Raw genomic sequence first — 20304 nt, 5'->3', positions numbered from 1 at the left:
CCGAGGCGGGCCACGTGCTGGGTGTCGGCGGTGCCTGACCAGGTCTCCGCCGCGCCGGACCGGAGCACGCTCCGGCTGGCGCTGGTGGTCGGTGGGCTGGTGCTGGCGGTGCTGCTCGGTTTCGGCCTCGGCCGGATGAACACGACAGGCACCGCCACCGGCAGCCCGTCGTTGGCCGCCGAACACACCGACCCACCGGGGACCGGGCCGCACAACCACGGCAGCGCCGCGAGCACCGATCAGAGCACGGCCACCGAGCCGGGTGGTCTGGCGGTCAGCTCAGCCGGGTTCACCCTCGCGCCCCTGACGACCGAGTTCGCGGCCGGCCGGCCCGGTCAGCTCCGCTTCCAGGTACGCGACGTGCAGCGCCGGCCCGTCACCCGCTTCGCCGTCGTGCACGACAAGCCGATGCACCTCATCGTCGTCCGCCGGGACCTGACCGGTTACCAGCACCTGCACCCGACCATGGCGACGGACGGCACCTGGTCGGTGCCGTTGACCCTCGCGCAGTCCGGGGTCTGGCGCGCGTACGCCGATTTCACCGTCGTCGCCGACAACGGCGCGCAGACCGCGGTGACCCTCGGCGCAGACCTGGTCGTGCCCGGTGACTACCAGCCCCGTTCGCTGCCGGGTCCGGCCACCTCGACGACGGTGGATCGGTTCACGGTCGGCTACCAGGGCACCCCGCAGGCGGGAGCGACAGTGCCGCTGACGTTCCGGGTCGACGGTGCTGGCGGCGCCGCCCCGCTGGAGCGGTACCTCGGGGCGTACGGGCATCTGGTGGCGTTGCGCGAGGGCGACCTCGGCTACCTGCACGTGCACCCGGAACCAGAGCTGGTGGACGGCCAGATCAAGTTCTGGCTGACCACCCCCGGCCCCGGCCGCTACCGCCTGTACCTGGACTTCCAGGTAGGGACCGAAGTCCACACCGCCGAGTTCACCCTCACGGTCCCCTAACCCCCCCCCGGGCCCCCGCCCCGGGGGGTTAGCCGGCTCGGCGGATGGGGCGGCGGGCCAGGTAGCGGAGCAGGTCGCGGATGTGGTGCTTCTCCTCGGCGGGAACCGTCGGGTCGGCCAGCCGGTCCAGGATGGCGCGGACGTCGGCTTCGACGGGGCCGTCGTCATGGCGTCGACGGGGGGTGGGGCCGGCGTCGGGCAGCCCGAGCGCGCGGAACGCGGCAGCGACCGGTAGGTCCAGTGCGGCGCAGAAGCCGCGCACCTTGGCCAGCTCGGGATAATCCTGCCAGTCACCCGCCAACCAGCGGAACACGGTGGAGCGTCCCACGCCCGTGTGCGAGGCAAGATCGGTCACGGTCCAGCCACGTTCGTCACGAGCGTCATCGATGGCGCGCCGGACGAAGCGGGCGAAGGCCATCTGCGGTGATACCTCGGCTGATCCCATCCCTGTGTGTCTTTCCCCCTGCCGCAGCACCGGGACGATGCGCCTTTCCGAGGGTAGTACGCCCACAGCCGGAAACAATTGACTGACCGCACAATCTGTCCCGTGGACGAGACTTTTCCGCGACAGCATGATGCCAACGGAAACTTGCATCAAGCGATCACTATCGTTCTTCCACTAAGCTCGGTGCCCGTCCCGGCATGGTCCCGTCTGCCGCGTCCGACCGCACCACCGCCCGAGGAGCACCATGGCCGAACCGAGCCGCCCCCAGCCGTACCAGCCCGGTGCGGTGAGCCTGTTCTTCGTTGCCAAGGCCGGCGTCTTCGCTGCCGCGTTCTGGATATGGCTGCTGGTTCTGGTGCTCCGCACCAGGTCCGCGACCGGTCTCCAGGTGCTGGCCGCCACCGGCGCGATCACCACCACGCTGGTCGGGGTGGTGCTGGGTGCCCGGATGGCGTTGCAGCACAGCGCTGCCATTCGGCACGCCGAGACCAAGAAGCTGCTGGTGGACATCTCCTGGAACGCCTTCGCCGCCGTCGGCAACGCCGAGAGCGCCGGCAAGGTCGTGCCCTTCCCGACCGCCCTGGGCGACGGTGAGCGGGCCACCCAGCGCAACGGCGGCGACCGGATATCGGTCCTCGGCCGTGGCGCCGGCGAGCGCAACGGTGCCCGGGACCGCAGTGGCGGCAGCGATCGCCGTCGCTAGGCGGCGGGTTCCTCGGCGGCGGAGAGCAGGGTCTCCAGTCGGGGTGTGACCTGCCACTGGTCCACCAGTTCGCGGTACTCCGCGTTCTGCTGTTCGCTGGCCTCGCTACCGGTGCGGCGGGCACGGATCAGCAGGTTGCGTGGCGTGTGCTGGGAGTCGACGAACTCCACCACCTCGGCCCGGTACCCGTGCACCCGCAACAACCCGGCGCGCAGCGCGTCGGTGAGCACGTCGGCGAACCGCTCGCGCAGGATGCCCTGCCGGGTCAGCAGCTCGTACGGTGCCGGGGTGGGGTGGGCGCGGAGCTGCTTCGCCAGGTCGTGGTGGCAGCACGGCGCGGCCAGCACCCAGCGTGCCTCCCAGCGCACCGCGCGGGCCAACGCCTCGTCCGTGGCGGTGTCGCAGGCGTGCAGCGCCAGCACCAGGTCGGGTGCGGGGTCGACGACGGCGTCGGCGATCGTGCCGGCGACGAAGCTGATCTGGTCGGCCCAGCCCAGCCGCTGCGCCAGCTCGGTGTTGCGGCGCCGCTGGTCCTCCCGGACGTCCACGCCGATCAGTTGGACGTCGAGCCCTCGACTTGCCAGGTAGCGGTACGCGGCGAACGTGAGGTACGCGTTGCCGCAGCCCAGATCGACCACCCGCAGCGAACCGGTCAGATCGTCGGGCAGGGTCGCGGCCAGGGCACGCAGGAACGCGTCCACCTGGCGGCGTTTGGCCGCCGAGCCGCCGATCTCGGCGAAGATCGGGTCACCGGGGTCGAGCAGGTATTCCTTCGTCCGGTCGTTCCCGCTCGGTGTGGCCGCCGGGCGGGACGTCGCGGCGCGGTGCACCTGCGCCTCGCCGGACTTGGTCACCCGGAGTTGGAGCGTCGCGTCGGCCGTCTCCACGTGCCAGTTGCCGAACGGTTCGGCCAGCAGCTCGTCGATCGCCTGGATCGCCTCCGGACCGGGGGCGACGTTGCGGGTGTACGGGCGCGTGCCGTCGGAGGTGGCGATCTGCAGTCGCGGGCCGGCCTTGAGCCGCACCGGCCGCAGTTCGGCCCGAGCCACCACGGGATGGCGCCCACGGCGTCGTCCGGCGGCGACCGCCCGGGTCAGCGCGGGGTCGAGCAGCAGCGCCCGAACCTCGGTCAGGGCAACATCCAGTGGTTCCGGCATCGTTCCATCTTCGGCAGGTGGGGTGGGAAGGGAACATCCCCCGTACCGCGCGAGGCGGTGCGGGGGATGTCAGGTGTGGCTGTGGGTCAGTCCGCGGTCGCCTCGGCCGGCGTACCCGCACCGGAACCGCCACCACGGCGGCGCCGGCGGCGGCGCGGCTTCGACGGTTCGCCGTCGGACGCGGCGGCCGGCTCGGCGTCACTGCCAGGATCGGCGGAGATCACCGCGGTCGGCTCGCCCACGACCGTCTCGCCGGCCCGGCGGCGACGCCGGCGGCGGGGGGTACGGGTGCCTTCGTCGGCGGTGTCGCCAGCCTCGGCGATCGCCGGTGCCTCGGCTTCGGCCGCTGCCGGCGCGCCGGCGTCGGAGCGGTCGCGGCGGCTGTCGCCCCGACCACGGCGCTCGCCTCGCCCCTCGCCACGGCTCTCACCGCGTCGGGGGCTCCGGCCGCCACCGCTGTCGCCCCGACGGGAGCGCGTCGTCCCGCCCAGGTCCTCTTCGATCTCGGCGGACAGCCCGGCGCGGGTGCGCTCGGCCGTCGGCAGGGTGCCGCTGACCTCGGTCGGGATGTGCAGGTCGGTGTAGAGGTGCGGCGACGTGTGGTACGTCTCCGGCGGCTCCGGCATCTCCAGACCCAGGGTCTTGTCGATGATCCGCCAGCGCGGCATGTCGTCCCAGTCGACGAAGGTCACCGCGACACCCGTCGCGCCGGCCCGGCCGGTACGACCGATCCGGTGGGTGTAGGTGTCCTGGTCTTCGGGGCAGTCGTAGTTGATGACGTGGGTGACGCCGGTGACGTCCAGCCCTCGGGCCGCCACGTCGGTGGCGACCAGAATGTCGATCTTGCCGGCCCGGAAGGCCCGCAGCGCCCGCTCGCGGGCACCCTGGCCGAGGTCACCGTGCACCGCGGCGACCGCGAACCCGCGGAAGTCGAGGTCCTCGGCGACGCGGTCGGCGGCCCGCTTGGTGCGGGTGAAGATCATGGTCAGCCCACGCCCCTCCGCCTGGAGGATGCGCGCCACCACCTCGACCTTGTTCATCGAGTGGGTGCGGTAGACCAGCTGCTGGGTCTGCGGCGACGGGCCGGTCTCGGCGGTGTGCCCGGCGTGGATCGTCATCGGCTGGCGCAGGAAGCGCCGGGACAGGGTGACGATCGGGTCCGGCATGGTGGCCGAGAAGAGCATCGTCTGCCGGTCTTCCGGAAGCATCGCGAGGATCTTCTCGACGTCGTCGAGGAAGCCCAGGTCGAGCATCCGGTCGGCCTCGTCGAGGACGAGCGCGTGCACCCGGTCCAGACGGAGGTGCTTCTGCTTCTGCAGGTCCATCAGCCGGCCCGGGTGCCGACCAGGATCTCGACGCCCTTGCGCAGCGCGTCGATCTGCGGCTCGTACGCGACGCCGCCGTAGATCGGCAGCACCCGGACGCCCCGCGTCCGGCCGGCGGCGGCCAGGTCCTTGGCGACCTGGATGCCCAGCTCACGGGTGGGGACGACGACCAGCGCCTGGGGGACGCCGTCGCTGCCCTCGCCCGGCGCGAAGACGCGATCCAGCAGGGGTACGCCGAAGCCGAGGGTCTTGCCGGTGCCGGTGGGCGCCTGACCGATCAGGTCGACGCCGCGCAGCGCGATCGGGATCGCGTATTCCTGGATGGCGAAGGCGCGGGTGATTCCCGCCGCGGCCAGGGCCTCGACGGTCTCGGCGCGGGCGCCGAGTGCGGCGAACGTGGGGGCCTCCGGTCGAACCGGGGCAGTGGGGGCCAGTTCCTGGCCGTCCATCAAATCTTGAGTCAGGTCGCTCATGTGGATGTGGGGGTGCCCTCTCGTGGGTGCGCCCGTCATGTCCTCAGGGCGCGTTCGGTATGACGCGGGCCACACGGTCGGCGGCAGATGCCGAGCCGGACCGGGCCGCACGCGCGCCGCGGGCTGAGCTTCGATCAGATCGGCGCCCACGGCAACTGCTCCATGCTACCTGAACAGGGATGCGCCCGTCCCGATTCCCACCCGGCCACTCGCCACGCGGGGCAAGTAATTGTGACCTACGTCACGCCTATCCGCCTCGTGGGATGCCGTTGGCCCGCGCTCGTGGTCACGCCGAGCATCCCCGGTCCCGCGCTGGAAGAACCGGACCGGGCGGCTGGTGCTGGACGTCCTCACGACTCCCGTTGCCCGGACTTCGCCGCGGCGGAGATCCGGGTGGCCGTCGCCGACGACTCCCGGGTGGCCGGCCGGCTCTCCATGTGGGCGCGGCGGCTCGGCGAGGCGTTGTCCCAGGCGAGTCGCTTTCGCCGCCGAGCGGGTCGCACTCACCGCGCTGATCGCGCGGGGCGACCGGGCCGACGTGCCGGGGGTGTTCGGCAGGCTCACCGCCGCGCACACAGCGCGGATGGCCGCCGCCGGGCTGAACAACTGACCGCCCGGGAAGCCGGTGCCGGCCTGCGGCAGGTGGGCCGATGCCGACCTGCCGCGATGGCCGGACCGGTCAGCGGACGGTGAAACCGACCGCCCGGGACGACGCCTCGGCGATCTCGACGTAGGCGACCTTCTCGACCGGCACGATGACCCGTCGGCCCTTCTCGTCGGTCAGGGAGAGCGTGCCGCCGTTACCGGCGAAGGCGTCGGTCACGATCTGCTCGATCTCGGCCGGCGACTGCGCGCTGTCTACTACCAGCTCACGCGGCGCGTACTGCACGCCGATCTTGACCTCCACTGTGCCTCCTCAACTGGGGCGAAAGAACCGCCCTGCGAAGGCTATCCGATCACGGGGTCGGCGGTCAGGCTGACTCACCTTGCAGCGGGAAGCTCGCGATGCCCCGCCACGACAGCGCGGCCACCAGCGCCTCGGCCTCGGCCTTCGGCACCTGCCGGCCACCGGCCAGCCAGAACTGCGCGGCCGTCTCCGCGGCACCGACCAGCCCGGAGGCGAGCAACTCGGCGTGCGACCGGCTCACGCCGGTGTCCGAGATGATGGTGTCGGTGATCGCCGCGATGCAGCCCTGCTCGACCCGCTCCACCCGTTGCCGCACCGCCGGGTCGTTGCGCAGGTCCGACTCGAAGACGAGCCGGAACGCCTCGCTCTCGTGGTCGACGAAGTCGAAGTACGCCCGCACCGACGCGCTGACCCGTTCCTTGTTGTCGCTGGTGCCGTGCATCGCGTCCTGCACCTGAGCGACGATGGCGTCACAGTGCGTGTCGAGCAGCGCCAGGTAGAGATCCATCTTTCCGGGAAAGTGTTGGTAGAGCACGGGCTTCGAAACCCCGGCCCGCTCGGCGATGTCGTCCATCGCGGCGGCGTGGTAACCCTGTGCGACGAACACCTCCTGCGCCGCAGCGAGAAGCTGCTTACGACGCGCGGAGCGGGGCAGACGGGTGGGTCGTCCAGCGGTCTGTGCACCGTTGCCCGCAGCGGTCATGGGTTCCTCCGAGTTCTCCGTACGAGCCGGCATTTTCCCCCCAGACCGGGCGAGGCCCGCGACCACCGTCGTGGAAATGGCCCGCCGCTGTAACTTATCGCCACTCTCGGCACACGGTAGCCTCAGCGGGGGCGACCAAGGAGCGCGCGGTGAGTGAAACAGGTCAACCCGGAGCCGCTACCCCGGGAGAGCACGGTGACGGCGCGGGTCAGCACGACGACCCGAGCCGTTCCGTCAGCGGGTGGGCACCCCCGACGGGTGGGTGGCCGCGAGCCGCCGATCACGAGGATGCCCGGGAGCAGGCGCCGCGTTGGCAGCCGGACCCCGCGTCCGGCTGGCGCACCTCCTCCACCAGGCATGGCGACCTGCCGTCGCCGCTGGCCGGGCTGCCGGGTGACCTCGATCCGCCGACCCGGGTCAACGGCCACAACGCCAACGGTGTGCACCATCCCGATGACGCCAACGGCGTCCGTCGCCCCGGCCCCGAACCGACAGTGGGACGTCCCACGCCGGTGAGCGCACCCCCCGGGCTGCCCGTCGAGGGCCGCCCCGAGCCGGCCAGCGACCGACTGGTGGTGCCCGCCCAACGTCCCGCCCCGCGTGTGGAGCACGGGGTCGACGAGCCCGACCGCTCCGCCGCCGACCCGGCCGCCGCGCACCGCGCGCGCTGGGCCGAGCCCGGCCTGCCCACCTCCGCGCCGCCTGCGGTCCAGGTGCCGCCTGTCGGCACCGCCGCGTCGGGTTTCGAAGTGCCGCCCGGCTTCCACGCGCCCAACGCCGAGCGGCTGGCCGCCGAGGATTCACCGGCCGCCGGGTCACGCGACCGGCGGGACCCGCTCGCTCCGGAGCACCAGGCAGCACCGGGACGCACCCCGGGGCCGGCCGGGCACGCCGACGCGACCGAGCCGGCTCGCGCCGCCGAAGGCCCCCGCCCGGGTGACGCGCACCGGGCCGGGGAATCGTCGGCCATCGAGCCGGACTGGTCGGGGCCGAGCTGGAACCGCCCGAGCTGGGGCGGTGGCTGGGCGCCGCCCTGGTCCCGTCCGGACGACGAGCCGGCTGGTCCGCCGACCACCGACGAGTCCGCGCCGGGTTGGGTCGCCGAGCCCATCCAGCCGTACGAGCCGGTGCGGGCCGAGTCACCCCGCCCGTACGAGCCGGTCCGCGCCGAGCCGCCCCGCGGGTACGACCCCGTCCGGAGCGACGTCGCGTCCGAGGCGGCGCCGGAGCGCCCGGCCGAACCGACCAGCGGGCCCCCGGCCAACCGGCCGACCTGGGCAGCCCCGCCCGCTGTCCCGCCCACCGATCGCCCGCTCCGGGCTGTCGACCCGGACCAGCCCCCGACCGGCGAGCCGGGCGTGCCGTCGTCAGGCACACCGCCACTGGTCCCGCCGGGCACGCCGCCACCGGCCGTGGAGCGCCCGGCCTGGGCAGGCGGCCCGACGCCGACCAGCGGTCCGCCGGCCAACCGGCCGTCCTGGGCCGGGTCCGGCGCCAGCCGTACGCCCCGGATCGACCGGCCGTCCTGGGCTGGCGGTGCGGCCGATCCCGAGCCCACCAGTGGCCCGCCGGCGCGGCCGTCCTGGGCCGGGGGTTCCGACCCGGCATCGACCGGTACGCCGTCGGTCCGCCCGTCGTGGGCTGGCGGTGCGGCCGAGTCCGAGCCGACCAGTGGCCCGCCGGCGCGGCCGTCCTGGGCCGGGGGTTCCGACCCCGCGCCGACCGGTACGCCGTCGGTCCGCCCGTCGTGGGCTGGCGGTGCGGCCGAGTCCGAGCCGACCAGTGCGCCGCCGGCGCGGCCGTCCTGGGCCGGGGGTTCCGACCCCGCGCCGACCAGTGCGCCGCCGGCGCGGCCGTCCTGGGCCGGGGGTTCCGACCCCGCGCCGACCAGTGCGCCGCCGGCGCGGCCGTCCTGGGCTGCCAGCGCGGCATCGGTCGACGCGCCACCGCCGGCGCCAGCCGGGCCACCTCCCGCACTGGCCGAGGCGCCACCGGCTCCGGCGGGCCCGCCCCTGGTCGCCGAGCGCCCCACCTGGGCTGGCGGGCCGCCCTCCAGCCCGGTGAGCACCGCGCGGGAAGAACGGCCGGACTGGTCCGAGGGCCGCATCCCCGCCACCCCCGTCGACCGTCCCTCGTGGGGGGCGATCCAGTCGTCCATGCCTCGTGGGGGTGACGACGGCGAGACCCCGGGCATGCCACGGCCCGAGATCCGACCGGCCACCGCGCCATTCCGGCTCCGCCCGGCGACGCCAGACCTGCCCGGCCCGTCTCCCGTCGACTCGCACCGCCCGACCGCGCCGACCAACGCCCCGTCACCCGGTGACCTCACGTCGTCCTCGACGGGATCGACTCCGCCCCCTGCCACGAACGGGTCCGAGCCCCACGACCGGCCAGGACCCGTGTCCGCCTCCCCCTATGCGGCTCGCCGGTCCGCACCCGACCCGACGTCGTCGTCCGAACCGGCCGACGACGCCCAGCAGTCGGACCCGAAAGCGGTGGTGCTGCCGCAGCGCGTCCCCGCAGAACCGGACGTGCCCGTCGTGCCGGAGCCGCCAGCTGTGGAGCCACCCGCCGAAACTCCGGAACTCGCCCGCATCGCCACCCACCTTCGTCGGGACGACGAGCCAGCCCCGTTGCGGGAGCGCCCCGAGGGGTTCGACGTCAACGCGATCCTGGACGCCGTCCGCGAGGTGGCCGGTGTCCGCGACGCTGCGCTGCGTCGAACCCCGGCGGGAGCGCACAGTCTCCGACTCGACCTGGCCGACGGCGCCGACCCGGCTGAGGTGAGCCGACAGGTGGCCCGGCTGCTTCAGGATCGGATGGGGCTGGCCGCCGCCCCGCAGAACGTGCCCGGTCTGCCCAGCACGCCGCCGCCGCCGGTTCGCCGTCGCGTTGCCGAACCCCGGGCCGCCGAACGGCGTACCCCGGAGCAGAGCGTGACCGCACGCGATGCCGGCGCCGAAGCGCGTACCGGTGAGGTGCGTGCGGTCGAGACGCCGACGAGCGGTCGTCCGCCGGGTGCTCGGGTGGAGGCCATGCCGGCAGGCATTGAGCAGAGGCCCGCCACCGACATCTCGCGCCGCCGCCGGTCGAACGCCCCACACCGGGGTCGCGCCACGGTCGAGGAGCCGGGATCGGTCTCGGCCGCGCCGGCCGGTGCCGCGACCGGGAGCCCGGCGACGCTCGGTACGTCGTACTCCGGTGGTCAGGTGACCACGACGGAGTCGGCGCCGTCCCGACCGCTGGACACCGGCGGCACGCCGGGGCCCCGGGTGGTGATCGACCACGTGCAGGTCAGCACCTTCGGCCTGGACGCGAACGTGGAGGTCCGGCTGCTGGCCGGGGGCGACAGCGCCTCCGGGTACGCGACCGGGCCGGCGGTGGACGGCTACGTGCTGCGGCTCTGCGCGGTCGCGGCCGCCGCCGCGGTGGACGAGTTGCTACGCGGCGCCGAGAACGCCGAGCGGGGGCGCTGCTTCGTCGAGCACGCGGCGGTGGTGCCGTTCGGCAACTGCGAGGTGGCCACCGTGGTGGCACTGCTCGTCTGTGAGGGCTGGGTCGAGCAGCTCGCCGGCTCCGCTCTGGTCGCCGGTGATCCCCGGCAGGCGGTGGTGCGGGCGACCCTCGCGGCGGTGAACCGTCGGCTGGAGGCGCTGCTGTCCTGAGTGGTCCGAGGCAGACTGGAACGATGAGACGCGCCACCCTCTGGCCGGACCACCTGCTTCCCGACCACCATGTCCCGCCACCGTGGCCGGGCAGGGAGGTCCGCCTCGACGGCCGGGTCACCTACGTACGGGACACCCCGGCCACCGCCGCCGGCGCGGAGCCGGCACTGTACGTGCACGGGCTGGGCGGGTCGTCGCAGAACTGGACCGACCTGGCCGGGTTGCTCGCCGACCGGCTCGATGGTCAGGCCATCGACCTGCCCGGCTTCGGCCGTAGCGAGCCGGGTCCCCGCTACACGATTCCGGCGTTCGCTGATCTGGTGGTCCGCTGGATCGAGCACTCCGGTCGGGGCCCGGTGCACCTGTTCGGCAACTCGCTGGGCGGCACGGTCGCGGTCCAGGTGGCCGGGCTCCGGCCCGACCTGGTCCGTACGCTCACCCTGATCTCCCCGGCGCTGCCGTTCCTCGACTTCCGTCGTTCGTTGCAGGGGCGGATGCTGCCGGTGCTCGCCATCCCGCGCGGCGAACGGCTGGTCGCCCGGCACCTCACCCAGCTCGCTCCCGAGGTGATGGCCCAGCAGGTGCTGGAGGCGTGTGTCGCCGATCTGAGCCGCATCTGCGAGCAGCGGAGGGCCGAGGCGCTGGAGGAGATCCGGGTCCGGTACGAGGCGGAGCACTATGCCGCCGCGTACGTCCGGACGTTCCGCGGTCTGGTCTCCAGCTTTCTGCGGGCGTACCTGCCCGGGCCGGGTTCGCTGTGGCGCCTCGCCGAGGCGGTGCGCGCACCGACCCTGGTGGTGGGAGGCCGAGCGGATCGCCTGGTCGATGTGCGGGTCGCGCCGCAGACCGCCCGGGTCATCCCGGACAGCCGGCTGATGATGCTCGACGGTGTCGGTCATGTGGCGCAGTTGGAGGTGCCCCGGCTGGTTGCCCGGGCGGTGGTCGGCCTGCTCGCCGAAACGGGGGACACCGCCAGGAGGCCTGATCTGGCAGGCTGACGTGGATGCCCAGCTCAGCCCCCCTCCCCGGTCGCCGTCAGCGACGCTTCGCGCTGTTCGCCCAACTGGTGGCGGTGGTGTTGGCGGTCGGCGCGGTGGTGACAGTGATCGCCGAGGGGCCGGGTGGGCATCCCCCTGCCGACCGGTTGGCCGCCGACGAGATCGCCTCGCTGCCGCCGCTGGTGGCCGCGCCACTGCCGCCGTCGGTCAGCCCGTCGCCCTCCGAGGCGGTTGCGTCCAGCCCGTCTCCGGTGCTGCGGGCGCCCGGTGCGGTTCCGAGTGCCGGCACGGGGGGTTTCGGCTACGACGCCCGCTCCGGCCCGGTGCTGGGCCGGGCGGGTGAGCTGCGGCGTTACCGGGTCGCTGTGGAGTCGGGCAGCAACGAGGACGCTGCCGAGTTCGCGCTGGCGGTGCAGACGGCGCTCGCCGGGCCGGGCAGTTGGGTCGACAGCGGCAGGCTGCGGCTTCAGCAGGTGCCCGGGGCCGCGCCTCGCGACTTCACCGTCTACCTGGCCACCGCCCGTACGGCGGGTCGGATGTGCGCCGACGGTGGGGTGGACATCCGGGTCGGGGGTCGGCCGTACACGTCCTGCCGCGCGCCCGGCCAGGTGATCATCAATCTGGATCGGTGGCGGCTGTCCGTGCCGCACTTCGTCTCGGCTGGCGTGCCGCTGGCGGTCTACCGGACGTACGTGGTGAACCACGAGGTGGGTCACCAGCTCGGGCATCGGCACGAGCGCTGCCCGGGGGCGGGCAGGCCGGCGCCGGTGATGATGCAGCAGACGCTGTTCCTCAACGGGTGCCGGGTCAACCAGTGGCCGTACCTCGACGGGCGTCGTTACGCCGGTCCTGCCCTCTGACCGACGGGTCGACACGCCGACCTTTCCAGCCCTCCATCAGGCGTCTTGCGGCAATAGCGGCAAATTCGGAGAAATGCCCGAATAATCTGGCAGGCTCGACGTCATGACGCCGTCGTCCCGTTACGGCCCACCCCAGCCGCCCGACCCGTCGGGCCGTCCGGCGTACGTGCGTCCCACGCTCGTGCGGATGCACCGGCGCCGCCGCCGCAGCCTGCTGCTCGGCCTGCTCGTCCTCGCCACCGCGATCGGCGTGACGGTCTACCGCACCGGCGAGCCGCCAGCCGAGACTCCCGCCACGACCCAGGGCGGCATGGGTCACGGGGGCGGGGTGCCCGCGCACCCGGTGCCCACCAGCTATCCGTCGGTCGGAGCGGGACGATTCACCGCAGCCGACGGCGAGACACCCGAGCACGGTGCGGACGGTCCGCTGCGCCGTTACCGGGTCGCTGTCGAACGTGGCACCGGCCAGGACGCCGACGCGTTCGCCGCCACTGTCGACGAGGTGCTGGGCGACCCGCGCAGTTGGATCGCCTCCGGCGACCTGCGGGTGCAACGGGTGGCCGACGCGGGGGCCGCCGACTTCACCATCTACCTGGCCACCCCGGTCACGTCCGAGCGGATGTGCGCCGAGGGCGGGCTGACCACCGAGCGCTACACCTCCTGCCGCCTGCCCGGCCAGGTCATCATCAACCTGGCCCGCTGGATGGAGGCGGTCCCCGACTACGGCGCCTCGCTGGACACCTACCGCACCTATGTGATCAACCACGAGGTGGGCCACGAGTTCGGCGAGGAGCATGAGGCCTGCCCCGGGCCGGGGGAGCCCGCGCCGGTGATGCAGCAGCAGACGTACGGCCTGAACGGCTGCGTCGCCAACGCCTGGCCCTACCTCGAGGGCCGTCGCTACGCGGGTGACATCGTCCCCTGATCGACCGGCTCGTCGGTTATTCCCGCTCCCGCATCGCGGACCACGTGTCGTCCCTCATGGCCGAGCAGGGCTCCGGCGAGCAACAATGGCGCGGTTCACACCGCCGATCCCGGGGAGTCCACCGTGTCGTTGCCCCCGCTCGTCGAGCCCGCCGCCGAGCTGACCGTTGACGAGATCCGCCGCTACTCGCGCCACCTGATCATCCCGGATGTCGGGGTGACCGGGCAGAAGCGGCTGAAGAACGCCCGGGTGCTCTGTGTCGGCGCCGGTGGCCTCGGGTCACCCGCCCTGATGTACCTCGCCGCGGCCGGGGTCGGCACCCTCGGCATCATCGACTTCGACACCGTCGACGAGTCCAACCTCCAGCGTCAGATCATCCACGGCGTGTCCGACATCGGCCGGTCCAAGGCCGAGTCCGCCGCCGCGTCGATCCGTGAGATCAACCCGCTGGTCAACGTGGAGATCCACAACACCGCGCTGGACCGGGAGAACGTCCGCGAGATCTTCGCGCAGTACGACCTGATCGTCGACGGCACCGACAACTTCGCCACCCGCTACATGGTCAACGACGCGGCGGTGCTGCTCGGCAAGCCGTACGTCTGGGGCTCGATCTACCGCTTCGACGGCCAGGCGTCGGTGTTCTGGGCCGAGCACGGCCCCTGCTACCGCTGCCTCTACCCGGAGCCGCCGCCGCCCGGCATGGTCCCCTCCTGCGCCGAGGGTGGCGTGCTCGGTGTGCTCTGCGCGTCGATCGGCTCGATTCAGGTGAACGAGGCGATCAAGCTGCTCACCGGCATCGGTGAGCCGCTGGTCGGCCGCCTGATGGTCTACGACGCCCTGGAGATGGAATACCGCAAGATCAAGGTCCGTAAGGACCCGAACTGCGCGCTCTGCGGCGAGAACCCGACGGTCACCGACCTGCTGGAAGACTACGAGGACTTCTGCGGCGCGGTCTCCGAGGAGGCCCAGGAAGCGACGCTCGACGCGACCATCACGGCACTCGAACTCAAGGAGTGGCAGGACGCCGGCAAGGACATCTTCCTGGTCGACGTCCGGGAGCCGGCCGAGTACGAGATCGTCCGCATCCCCGGTTCCACGCTGATCCCCAAGGGCGACATCATCTCCGGCGAGGCCCTCGCGAAGCTGCCGCAGGACCGGCAGATCGTGCTGCACTGCAAGTCCGGCGTCCGGTCCGCGGAGGCGCTCGCCGCGCTCAAGGCGGCGGGTTTCCGGGACGCCGTGCACGTGCAGGGCGGCGTGCTCTCCTGGATCAAGCAGATCGACCCGGCGCTGCCCGCGTACTGATCGATGTGCCGGGGTGGCCCACACCGCCGCCCCGGCAATCGACGCACGTGACGCCGCTCGGCCCTGGCACCCGGAGCGACGCAGCCACTCCGGGCCAACCGATTCTCTGAGGCGGGATCGCGTCTGCGCAGGTAGCGTTCCCGCCGTGGTCGACTTGGAAGCGGCGATCGGGTTCGTCGTGGCGCATGGGGACGCGGTGGAACGAGCCCGCCTCTCCTGGCTTCGCAACGGCACCGCCGTGCCCCCCGAGCTGCTGGAGACGGCCGAGATCGGCCAGTCACCCGACGGCGGTTGGCCGGCCACCTGGGGCGGTGCGATGGCCTCGATCGACGCCACCTGTTTCCGGCTCGCCGAGTTGGACGACCTGGGTGCGCTCGGCCGCCCCGCCGCTCGCCGGGCGCTCGACTGGCTGGCGTCGCGACAGCAGGCCGACGGCAGTTGGGACGAGGACGCGTCGCTGGCCGACTCGGCCCCGGAGTGGGCCCGGCCCGGCGATCCGGAGGCCGGGTTCCTCCAGACGGCCAACGCCGGTTTCTGGCTCACCGTCGCCGGCCTGGACGCCCGCGCGTCGGGCCCGCTCGACCATCGGGTCGGTGGGGCGTACGCCGGGGTGGTGCAGGCGGCGGCCCACTCGCTCGCCGCGCGGCTGCGCCCGGACGGTAGCTGGCCCTCGTACCTCGCCGCCGGCTGGCTGAGCGCGGCCGTGCTGCACCGGCAGGAGATGTTCCAGGAGTCGGCGCGGATCCAGGTGGTGCTGGCCGAACGGATGCCGAAGATGTCCCCGGGGGACGTGGCGTGGTTGGCATCCACGCTGCGCCGGGCCGGCATCGACCCGCAGGACTGGATCATGGTGCGGGCGTTGCGCCGGCTGACCGAGACGCAGCGCAGCGACGGCGGCTGGGAGAGCGACGACGGCCACCAGTTCGACGTGCACGCCACGTTGTCCGCGATCCGGGCCGCCCGGCCCGCGACGGCCGGAGCCGCCTCGCAGTCGGGCTGAGGCCGGCCTACAGCCTGCCAAGGTCCTCGGTCGGGCCGAGGACCTTGACGCAGGCCTCAGCGCACGTGCCCGTCCCCGGTGACGACGTACTTGGTGCTGGTCAGCTCGGGCAGACCCATCGGGCCGCGGGCGTGCAGCTTCTGGGTGGAGATGCCGATCTCCGCGCCGAACCCGAACTCGCCCCCGTCGGTGAACCGGGTGGAGGCGTTCACCATCACCGCCGCCGCGTCCACCCGGGCGACGAAGTCGCGGGCCGCGCTCGCCGAGTCGGTGAGGATCGCCTCGGTGTGCCCGGTGCCGAAGCGGCGGATGTGCGCGACCGCCGCGTCCAGCGAGTCGACCACGGCGACCGAGATGTCGGCCGACAGGTATTCGGTGGCGAAGTCCTCCTCGGTGGCCGGGACCACGGCGGCGGAGTAGGCAGCCACCTCGGGGGAGCCGTGCACTGTCACCCCGGCCTCCGCGAGAGCGGCCAGCATCGGCGGCAGGAAGGCGTCGGCGACGCTCGCGTGCACCAGCAGTGACTCGGCGGTGTTGCAGGTGGAGAGGCGTTGCGTCTTGGCGTTCAGCGTCACCGCGACGGCCTTGGCCACATCGGCGGCGGCGTCGACGTAGACGTGACAGTTGCCCACCCCGGTCTCGATCACCGGAACGGTCGACTCCTCGACCACCGTGCGGATCAGCGACGCGCCCCCGCGCGGAATCAGCACGTCGACGAGCCCCCGGGCGCGCATCAGCTCCTTGACCGAGTCGCGGGACCTGGCGTCGAGCAGCTGCACCGCGTCGGCCGGCAGTCCGGCGTCGGCGACCGCGTCCCGAAGCACCGCGACCAGCGCGGCGTTGGAGTGCGCCGCCGAGGACGACCCGCGCAGCAGCGCCGCGTTGCCGGACTTGAGGCAGATCCCGGCGGCGTCCACTGTCACGTTGGGTCGCGCCTCGTAGATGATGCCGACCACCCCGAACGGCACCCGGATCTGGCGCAGCTCCAGCCCGTTGGGCAGGGTCGAGCCGCGGACCACCTCACCGACCGGATCGGGCAGCGCTGCCATCTGGCGCAGCGCGTCGGCGATGCCGGCCACCCGGCCCGCGTCGAGGGCGAGCCGGTCCAGCACGGCCGCGCTCAGCCCGGCCTCCCGGCCGGCCGCCAGGTCCGTCTCGTTGGCGGTCAGGATCTCCGGGGTACGCGCCACCAGCGCGTCGGCCATCGCCACCAGCGCGGCGTCCTTGACCGTACGCGTGGCCACGGCCAACGTCTCCGCCGCCACCCGCGCCCGTCGGGCCTGCTCGCTGACGCTCATGCCGGCACTCCGCTGCGCTCCGTGCCGCCCTGAGGCACCACCGCCCTGAGCCGATGATTCGTTCGCTGACGCTCACTCACTGTTGACTCCTTAGAGCAGCACCAGGTCATCGCGGTGGACGACCTCTCGTTCGTACGCCGGGCCGAGCGCCGCGGCAAGTTCGGAGGTGGAGCGGCCGAGCAGCCCGGGCAGCTCCACCGCGTCGTAGTTGACCAGCCCTCGGGCGACCGGCGCGCCGGCGGTGTCCACCAGATCCACCGGGTCACCAGCGGTGAACGTGCCGTCCACGGCGGTGATGCCGGCGGGCAGCAGCGACTTGCGCCGCCCGACGACGGCGGCCACCGCACCCGGGTCGAGGTGCAGCCGCCCTCGGGGCGAGGTGGCGTGGGCCAGCCAGAACAGCCGGGCCGTCGGGCGCTGCCGCTGCGGGTGGAACAGGGTGCCGACCGGCTCGCCGGCCAACGCCGCACCGGCCAGGTCGGCGGCGGTGAGCACCACCGGGATGCCGAAACCGGTGGCGATCCGGGCGGCCTCGACCTTGGTCACCATGCCGCCGGTGCCGACACCGGACCGGCCGGCCCCGCCGATGGTGATTCCGGCGAGATCCGCGTCGCCGTGGACCTCGGTGATCCGGGTCGACTGCGGCTTGGCGGGGTCGCCGGTCCAGAGCGCGTCCACGTCGGAGAGGAGCACCAGCAGGTCGGCGTGCACCAGGGCGGCCACCAGCGCGGCCAGCCGGTCGTTGTCGCCGAACCGGATCTCCTGGGTGGCCACCGTGTCGTTCTCGTTGACGATCGGCACCGCCCGCAGGTCGAGCAGCTTGCGCAGGGTCCGGTACGCGTTGCGGTAGTGCGCGCGCCGGGTCACGTCGTCGACGGTGAGCAGCACCTGCCCGACAGTGCGGCCGTGCCGGGCGAAGCTGGCCGCGTACCGGCCGATCAGCAGGCCCTGCCCGACGCTGGCGGCGGCCTGCTGGGTGGCCAGGTCGCGCGGGCGTCGGATCAGGCCGAGTGGGGCGAGGCCGGCGGCGATCGCGCCGGAGGACACCAGCACCACCTCGCGGCCTTCGGCGGTGAGCCGACCGAGGGTGTCGACCAGCGTGTCGACGCGCTCGTCGGCCAGGCCGCCGGTGGCGGTGGTCAACGAGGAGGATCCGATCTTGACGACGACCCGCCGGGCCGTCGTGACTGCGTCGCGCACCCGCCCATTCTGCGTGGTCACGGCCGCATCGCCCGGCGGCGTTCCCATATGGTGGCCGATTGTGACACCTGACGAGTACGTCGAGGCGGTGCTCGACCTGGTCGAGCGGATCCCGGAAGGCCGGGTGATGTCGTACGGCGGGGTCGCCGACGCCCTGGCCGAGCGCTCGGGCCGTGCCTCGGCTCGGCTGGTGGGCAACATCATGGCCCGCCACGGCGGTTCGGTGCCCTGGCACCGGGTGGTGACCTCCGCCGGCCGGCTGCCGCCGGGCCACGAGCGAGAGGCGCGGGCCCGACTGCGCGCCGAGGGGGTGCCGCTGCGCGGCGAGCGCGTGGACATCGCGGCGGCCGGTTGGTCTCCGGACCGCGAAGGGTGACCGACACGGAACGTGCGTGATGGCCGCTCTGCGCGGACCTGCCCAGCGCGACAGCACCCCGTCCGGCCGGGACGGGGTGCTGCGCGGCTGTTTCAGAGCGGTAGCGGGAACTTCACCTTGTTGTCGTCCTCCCTCAGATCGGGCCACGAGCGGTCCTGGGCGTCGTAGTGGGAGACGCCGAAGTACCGGGTGCGCGCGTCGGGCCCCGGCTTGCCCGGCACCAGCTGGACGAACGTGTAGCGACGCGACTCGCCGGCCGGTATCCCGGGCAGCAGGCACGACGGCAGGTACCGCGACGACGGATTCGGGTCGCACCGGGGCCAGTCACCCCCCGCCGGTTCGCCGACGTCGATGGACTCGAATGCGACCTGGGGCGCGTCGATCGGCCCGGCATTGGTGACCGTGAAGACGGTGGTGAGTTTGCGCCGGGTGTCCGTACCGGGGACGTCGACCAGTTCGTGGGTCATGCTCATCCTCAGGTCGGTGAGCCGGGGATCCTTGCCGAATGTCGTGGGACCGTCGTTCTGGCTGAACCGCTCGCCGTTCCACCGGTACGTCCGCACCTGCTCCCGCCGCAGGTACTCGGGTGTGCTGCAGCAGAGCGCGATGTCGGCCACGCGTACCTTGACCGACCCGCTCTGATCGATCTCCATCGCGAGGATGTCGTCGAAACCGTCGCCGGTCCGGACCACTCGACCCACCGTGACGATCCGGCCGTCCCGGTCCCGGTCGAAGACCACCACCTGCTTCGCCGACACCTCGCCGTACCGGCAGCCGACGATGGCGATGGTTTCGGCGGCGCCGTCCCCGTCGACGTCACCGTGCTCGAACTCGTCGTCGGTCAGCTCCGGCACGTAGACCTTCTTCGTGTCGGTCTGCAGCCGCACCTTCGAGGTGGTGCAGCCGCCCTCCATCTCGCCCTGCTGCCAGTTCGGCAGGTCGACCCGGGTGGCGAGCAGTTGCGCCCGGCTGATCCGCCCGTCCGGGGCGGTCGGGGCGTTGGTGGTGGGCGTCGGCGTGGGCGACCCGGTCGGTGTTGGCGTCGGCGGTGCCGAGGTCGGCGGGGTCGTCGGTTGCACGGACTCCGCCGGCACCGGCGGGTTCCGGTCACCGCGTAGCGCCGCGTTGGCGACGACCGGGGCCACCACCAGGACGACCGCCGCGGCGGCCACGGCCACCGCCGTCGTCCGCCGGCGTCGGCGCAGGAGGTGCCGCGCCTGGTCGGGGCCGGGGCCGGTGACCCGGCTGACCACGTCATTGCGGTACGCGGAGAGCCGCTCGCGCAGCAGTGGGTCGAGGTCAGACATCGCGCACCCCCTCGGTGTTCTCGTCGAGCAGCCCGGCCAGGGCCGTCCGGCCGCGGTGCAACCAGGACTTCACGGTGCCCTCGGCCACCCCTTCCTGGGCGGCGATCTGACTCACCGACAGGTCGGCCAGGTAGTGCAGGATGACCGCTCGGCGGTGGTTGGCGGGCAGTTGCGCCAGTGCCGCGTCGATCGCCACCCGGTCGGGGGTCGGGCCGGCCACCTCCGCCTCGCTGGGCCGCTGCCGCAACAGGTGGTTACGGGCGGTCCGGAGCCGCCGCCAACGGCTGCGCGCCAGGTTCCAGGCGACCCGCCGGACCCAGGCAACCGGGTCGTCGTACCGGACCAGGCGGTCCCAGCGGGCCAGCGCTCGGTAGAACGCCTCCTGGGCCAGGTCCTGCGCATGCCCCAGATCCCCGGTGTACGCGCACAGTTGGGCGGTCACGCTGCCGAAGTGCGCGTGGTAGAAGTCGTCGAACGTGATCGTCGCGTCGACCGTCGCACCGGCCGTTCGTACTGTCGGTGGCTCATTGGCGCGGGCTCTCATCGTCGCTGTCACTGCCCCTCCCCCGTCGCCGCCGGGCTGGTCTGCCGTCGGCGCTGATAACACTCCGAGAGTGGGGAGGCGGTTGCGGGCCCCGCTGCCGTCAACCTGACTGAACGGATGTCCGCAACAGGCCCGGCGGCCTGATCGCCAGATGAG

At 73.1% G+C, this 20304-nt stretch carries 18 protein-coding genes and 1 pseudogene; 10 read left to right on the top strand and 9 right to left on the bottom strand.

What is annotated here, in order from left to right; translation table 11 throughout:
* The first annotated feature begins 30 nt into the window (after positions 1–30).
* Positions 31–957, top strand: a complete 927-nt coding sequence (locus AC3CF1_RS16175) for a hypothetical protein (protein ID WP_488450750.1) — start codon at positions 31–33, stop codon at positions 955–957.
* Between the two features lie 28 nt (positions 958–985).
* Here the strand turns inward: AC3CF1_RS16175 and AC3CF1_RS16170 are convergent, their stop codons facing one another.
* On the bottom strand, positions 986–1402 hold the full coding sequence (locus AC3CF1_RS16170) for a helix-turn-helix domain-containing protein (protein WP_088950292.1): 417 nt from the start codon (positions 1400–1402) through the stop codon (positions 986–988).
* 244 nt (positions 1403–1646) lie between these two features.
* Between AC3CF1_RS16170 and AC3CF1_RS16165 the strand changes: the two genes are divergently transcribed.
* On the top strand, positions 1647–2105 hold the full coding sequence (locus AC3CF1_RS16165) for a hypothetical protein (protein ID WP_355162616.1): 459 nt from the start codon (positions 1647–1649) through the stop codon (positions 2103–2105).
* Here AC3CF1_RS16165 and AC3CF1_RS16160 read toward each other — a convergent pair.
* Positions 2102–3262 (bottom strand): class I SAM-dependent methyltransferase, encoded by a 1161-nt coding sequence (locus AC3CF1_RS16160; RefSeq protein ID WP_488450749.1) that lies wholly within the window; start codon positions 3260–3262, stop codon positions 2102–2104. The genes AC3CF1_RS16165 and AC3CF1_RS16160 overlap by 4 nt on opposite strands.
* Before the next feature lie 86 nt (positions 3263–3348).
* A pseudogene (locus AC3CF1_RS16155) lies at positions 3349–5060 on the bottom strand (DEAD/DEAH box helicase).
* Between the two features lie 87 nt (positions 5061–5147).
* Between AC3CF1_RS16155 and AC3CF1_RS16150 the strand changes: the two are divergent.
* A complete protein-coding gene (locus AC3CF1_RS16150; RefSeq protein ID WP_488450748.1) occupies positions 5148–5753 on the top strand; it encodes a ferritin-like fold-containing protein in 606 nt (201 codons plus the stop codon).
* Here AC3CF1_RS16150 and AC3CF1_RS16145 read toward each other — a convergent pair.
* Positions 5740–5967 carry a DUF3107 domain-containing protein gene (locus tag AC3CF1_RS16145; protein WP_088950288.1) on the bottom strand — a complete coding sequence of 76 codons (228 nt, stop codon included), beginning with the start codon at positions 5965–5967 and terminating at the stop codon, positions 5740–5742. The two genes, AC3CF1_RS16150 and AC3CF1_RS16145, sit on opposite strands and share 14 nt — an antisense overlap.
* A gap of 64 nt (positions 5968–6031) precedes the next feature.
* On the bottom strand, positions 6032–6670 hold the full coding sequence (locus tag AC3CF1_RS16140) for a TetR/AcrR family transcriptional regulator (RefSeq protein WP_088950287.1): 639 nt from the start codon (positions 6668–6670) through the stop codon (positions 6032–6034).
* A gap of 1511 nt (positions 6671–8181) precedes the next feature.
* Between AC3CF1_RS16140 and AC3CF1_RS16135 the strand changes: the two genes are divergently transcribed.
* From AC3CF1_RS16135 to AC3CF1_RS16110, 6 genes are all read left to right on the top strand, one after another.
* Positions 8182–10335, top strand: a complete 2154-nt coding sequence (locus AC3CF1_RS16135) for a hypothetical protein (protein ID WP_488452088.1) — start codon at positions 8182–8184, stop codon at positions 10333–10335.
* Positions 10336–10358: 23 nt separating this feature from the next.
* Entirely contained in the window at positions 10359–11333 is a 975-nt protein-coding gene (locus tag AC3CF1_RS16130; RefSeq protein ID WP_354982821.1) for an alpha/beta fold hydrolase, read from the top strand.
* A gap of 5 nt (positions 11334–11338) precedes the next feature.
* Positions 11339–12193, top strand: a complete 855-nt coding sequence (locus AC3CF1_RS16125; RefSeq protein ID WP_354982822.1) for a DUF3152 domain-containing protein — start codon at positions 11339–11341, stop codon at positions 12191–12193.
* A 103-nt stretch (positions 12194–12296) separates the two neighbouring features.
* Positions 12297–13118 (top strand): DUF3152 domain-containing protein, encoded by an 822-nt coding sequence (locus tag AC3CF1_RS16120; protein WP_355161490.1) that lies wholly within the window; start codon positions 12297–12299, stop codon positions 13116–13118.
* Between the two features lie 123 nt (positions 13119–13241).
* Positions 13242–14423, top strand: coding sequence for an adenylyltransferase/sulfurtransferase MoeZ (gene moeZ, locus AC3CF1_RS16115; protein ID WP_088950282.1), 1182 nt, complete (start codon positions 13242–13244; stop codon positions 14421–14423).
* Between the two features lie 37 nt (positions 14424–14460).
* On the top strand, positions 14461–15423 hold the full coding sequence (locus tag AC3CF1_RS16110; protein ID WP_488452087.1) for a prenyltransferase/squalene oxidase repeat-containing protein: 963 nt from the start codon (positions 14461–14463) through the stop codon (positions 15421–15423).
* 56 nt (positions 15424–15479) lie between these two features.
* Here the strand turns inward: AC3CF1_RS16110 and AC3CF1_RS16105 are convergent, their stop codons facing one another.
* The gene (locus AC3CF1_RS16105) at positions 15480–16721 is read right to left on the bottom strand and encodes a glutamate-5-semialdehyde dehydrogenase (protein ID WP_488450747.1); all 1242 of its coding nucleotides are present in this window, start codon (positions 16719–16721) and stop codon (positions 15480–15482) included.
* A 90-nt stretch (positions 16722–16811) separates the two neighbouring features.
* The gene (proB, locus tag AC3CF1_RS16100) at positions 16812–17969 is read right to left on the bottom strand and encodes a glutamate 5-kinase (RefSeq protein ID WP_088950280.1); all 1158 of its coding nucleotides are present in this window, start codon (positions 17967–17969) and stop codon (positions 16812–16814) included.
* A gap of 13 nt (positions 17970–17982) precedes the next feature.
* On the opposite strand from proB, the gene AC3CF1_RS16095 reads away from it, so the two are divergent.
* Entirely contained in the window at positions 17983–18297 is a 315-nt protein-coding gene (locus AC3CF1_RS16095; RefSeq protein WP_141911225.1) for an MGMT family protein, read from the top strand.
* Positions 18298–18389: 92 nt separating this feature from the next.
* Here the strand turns inward: AC3CF1_RS16095 and AC3CF1_RS16090 are convergent, their stop codons facing one another.
* Together AC3CF1_RS16090 and AC3CF1_RS16085 are read right to left on the bottom strand one after the other, a co-directional pair.
* Positions 18390–19604: a hypothetical protein gene (locus AC3CF1_RS16090; RefSeq protein WP_488450746.1), complete on the bottom strand. Its 1215-nt coding sequence runs from the start codon at positions 19602–19604 to the stop codon at positions 18390–18392.
* Positions 19597–20160, bottom strand: coding sequence for a SigE family RNA polymerase sigma factor (locus AC3CF1_RS16085; RefSeq protein WP_355161495.1), 564 nt, complete (start codon positions 20158–20160; stop codon positions 19597–19599). The genes AC3CF1_RS16090 and AC3CF1_RS16085 overlap by 8 nt, the downstream gene beginning before the upstream one ends.
* Positions 20161–20304: the final 144 nt, after the last annotated feature.

It is taken from the genome of Micromonospora sp. MGP-C2, assembly GCF_057766525.1.
This window is presented reverse-complemented; position numbering and strand designations above follow the sequence as displayed.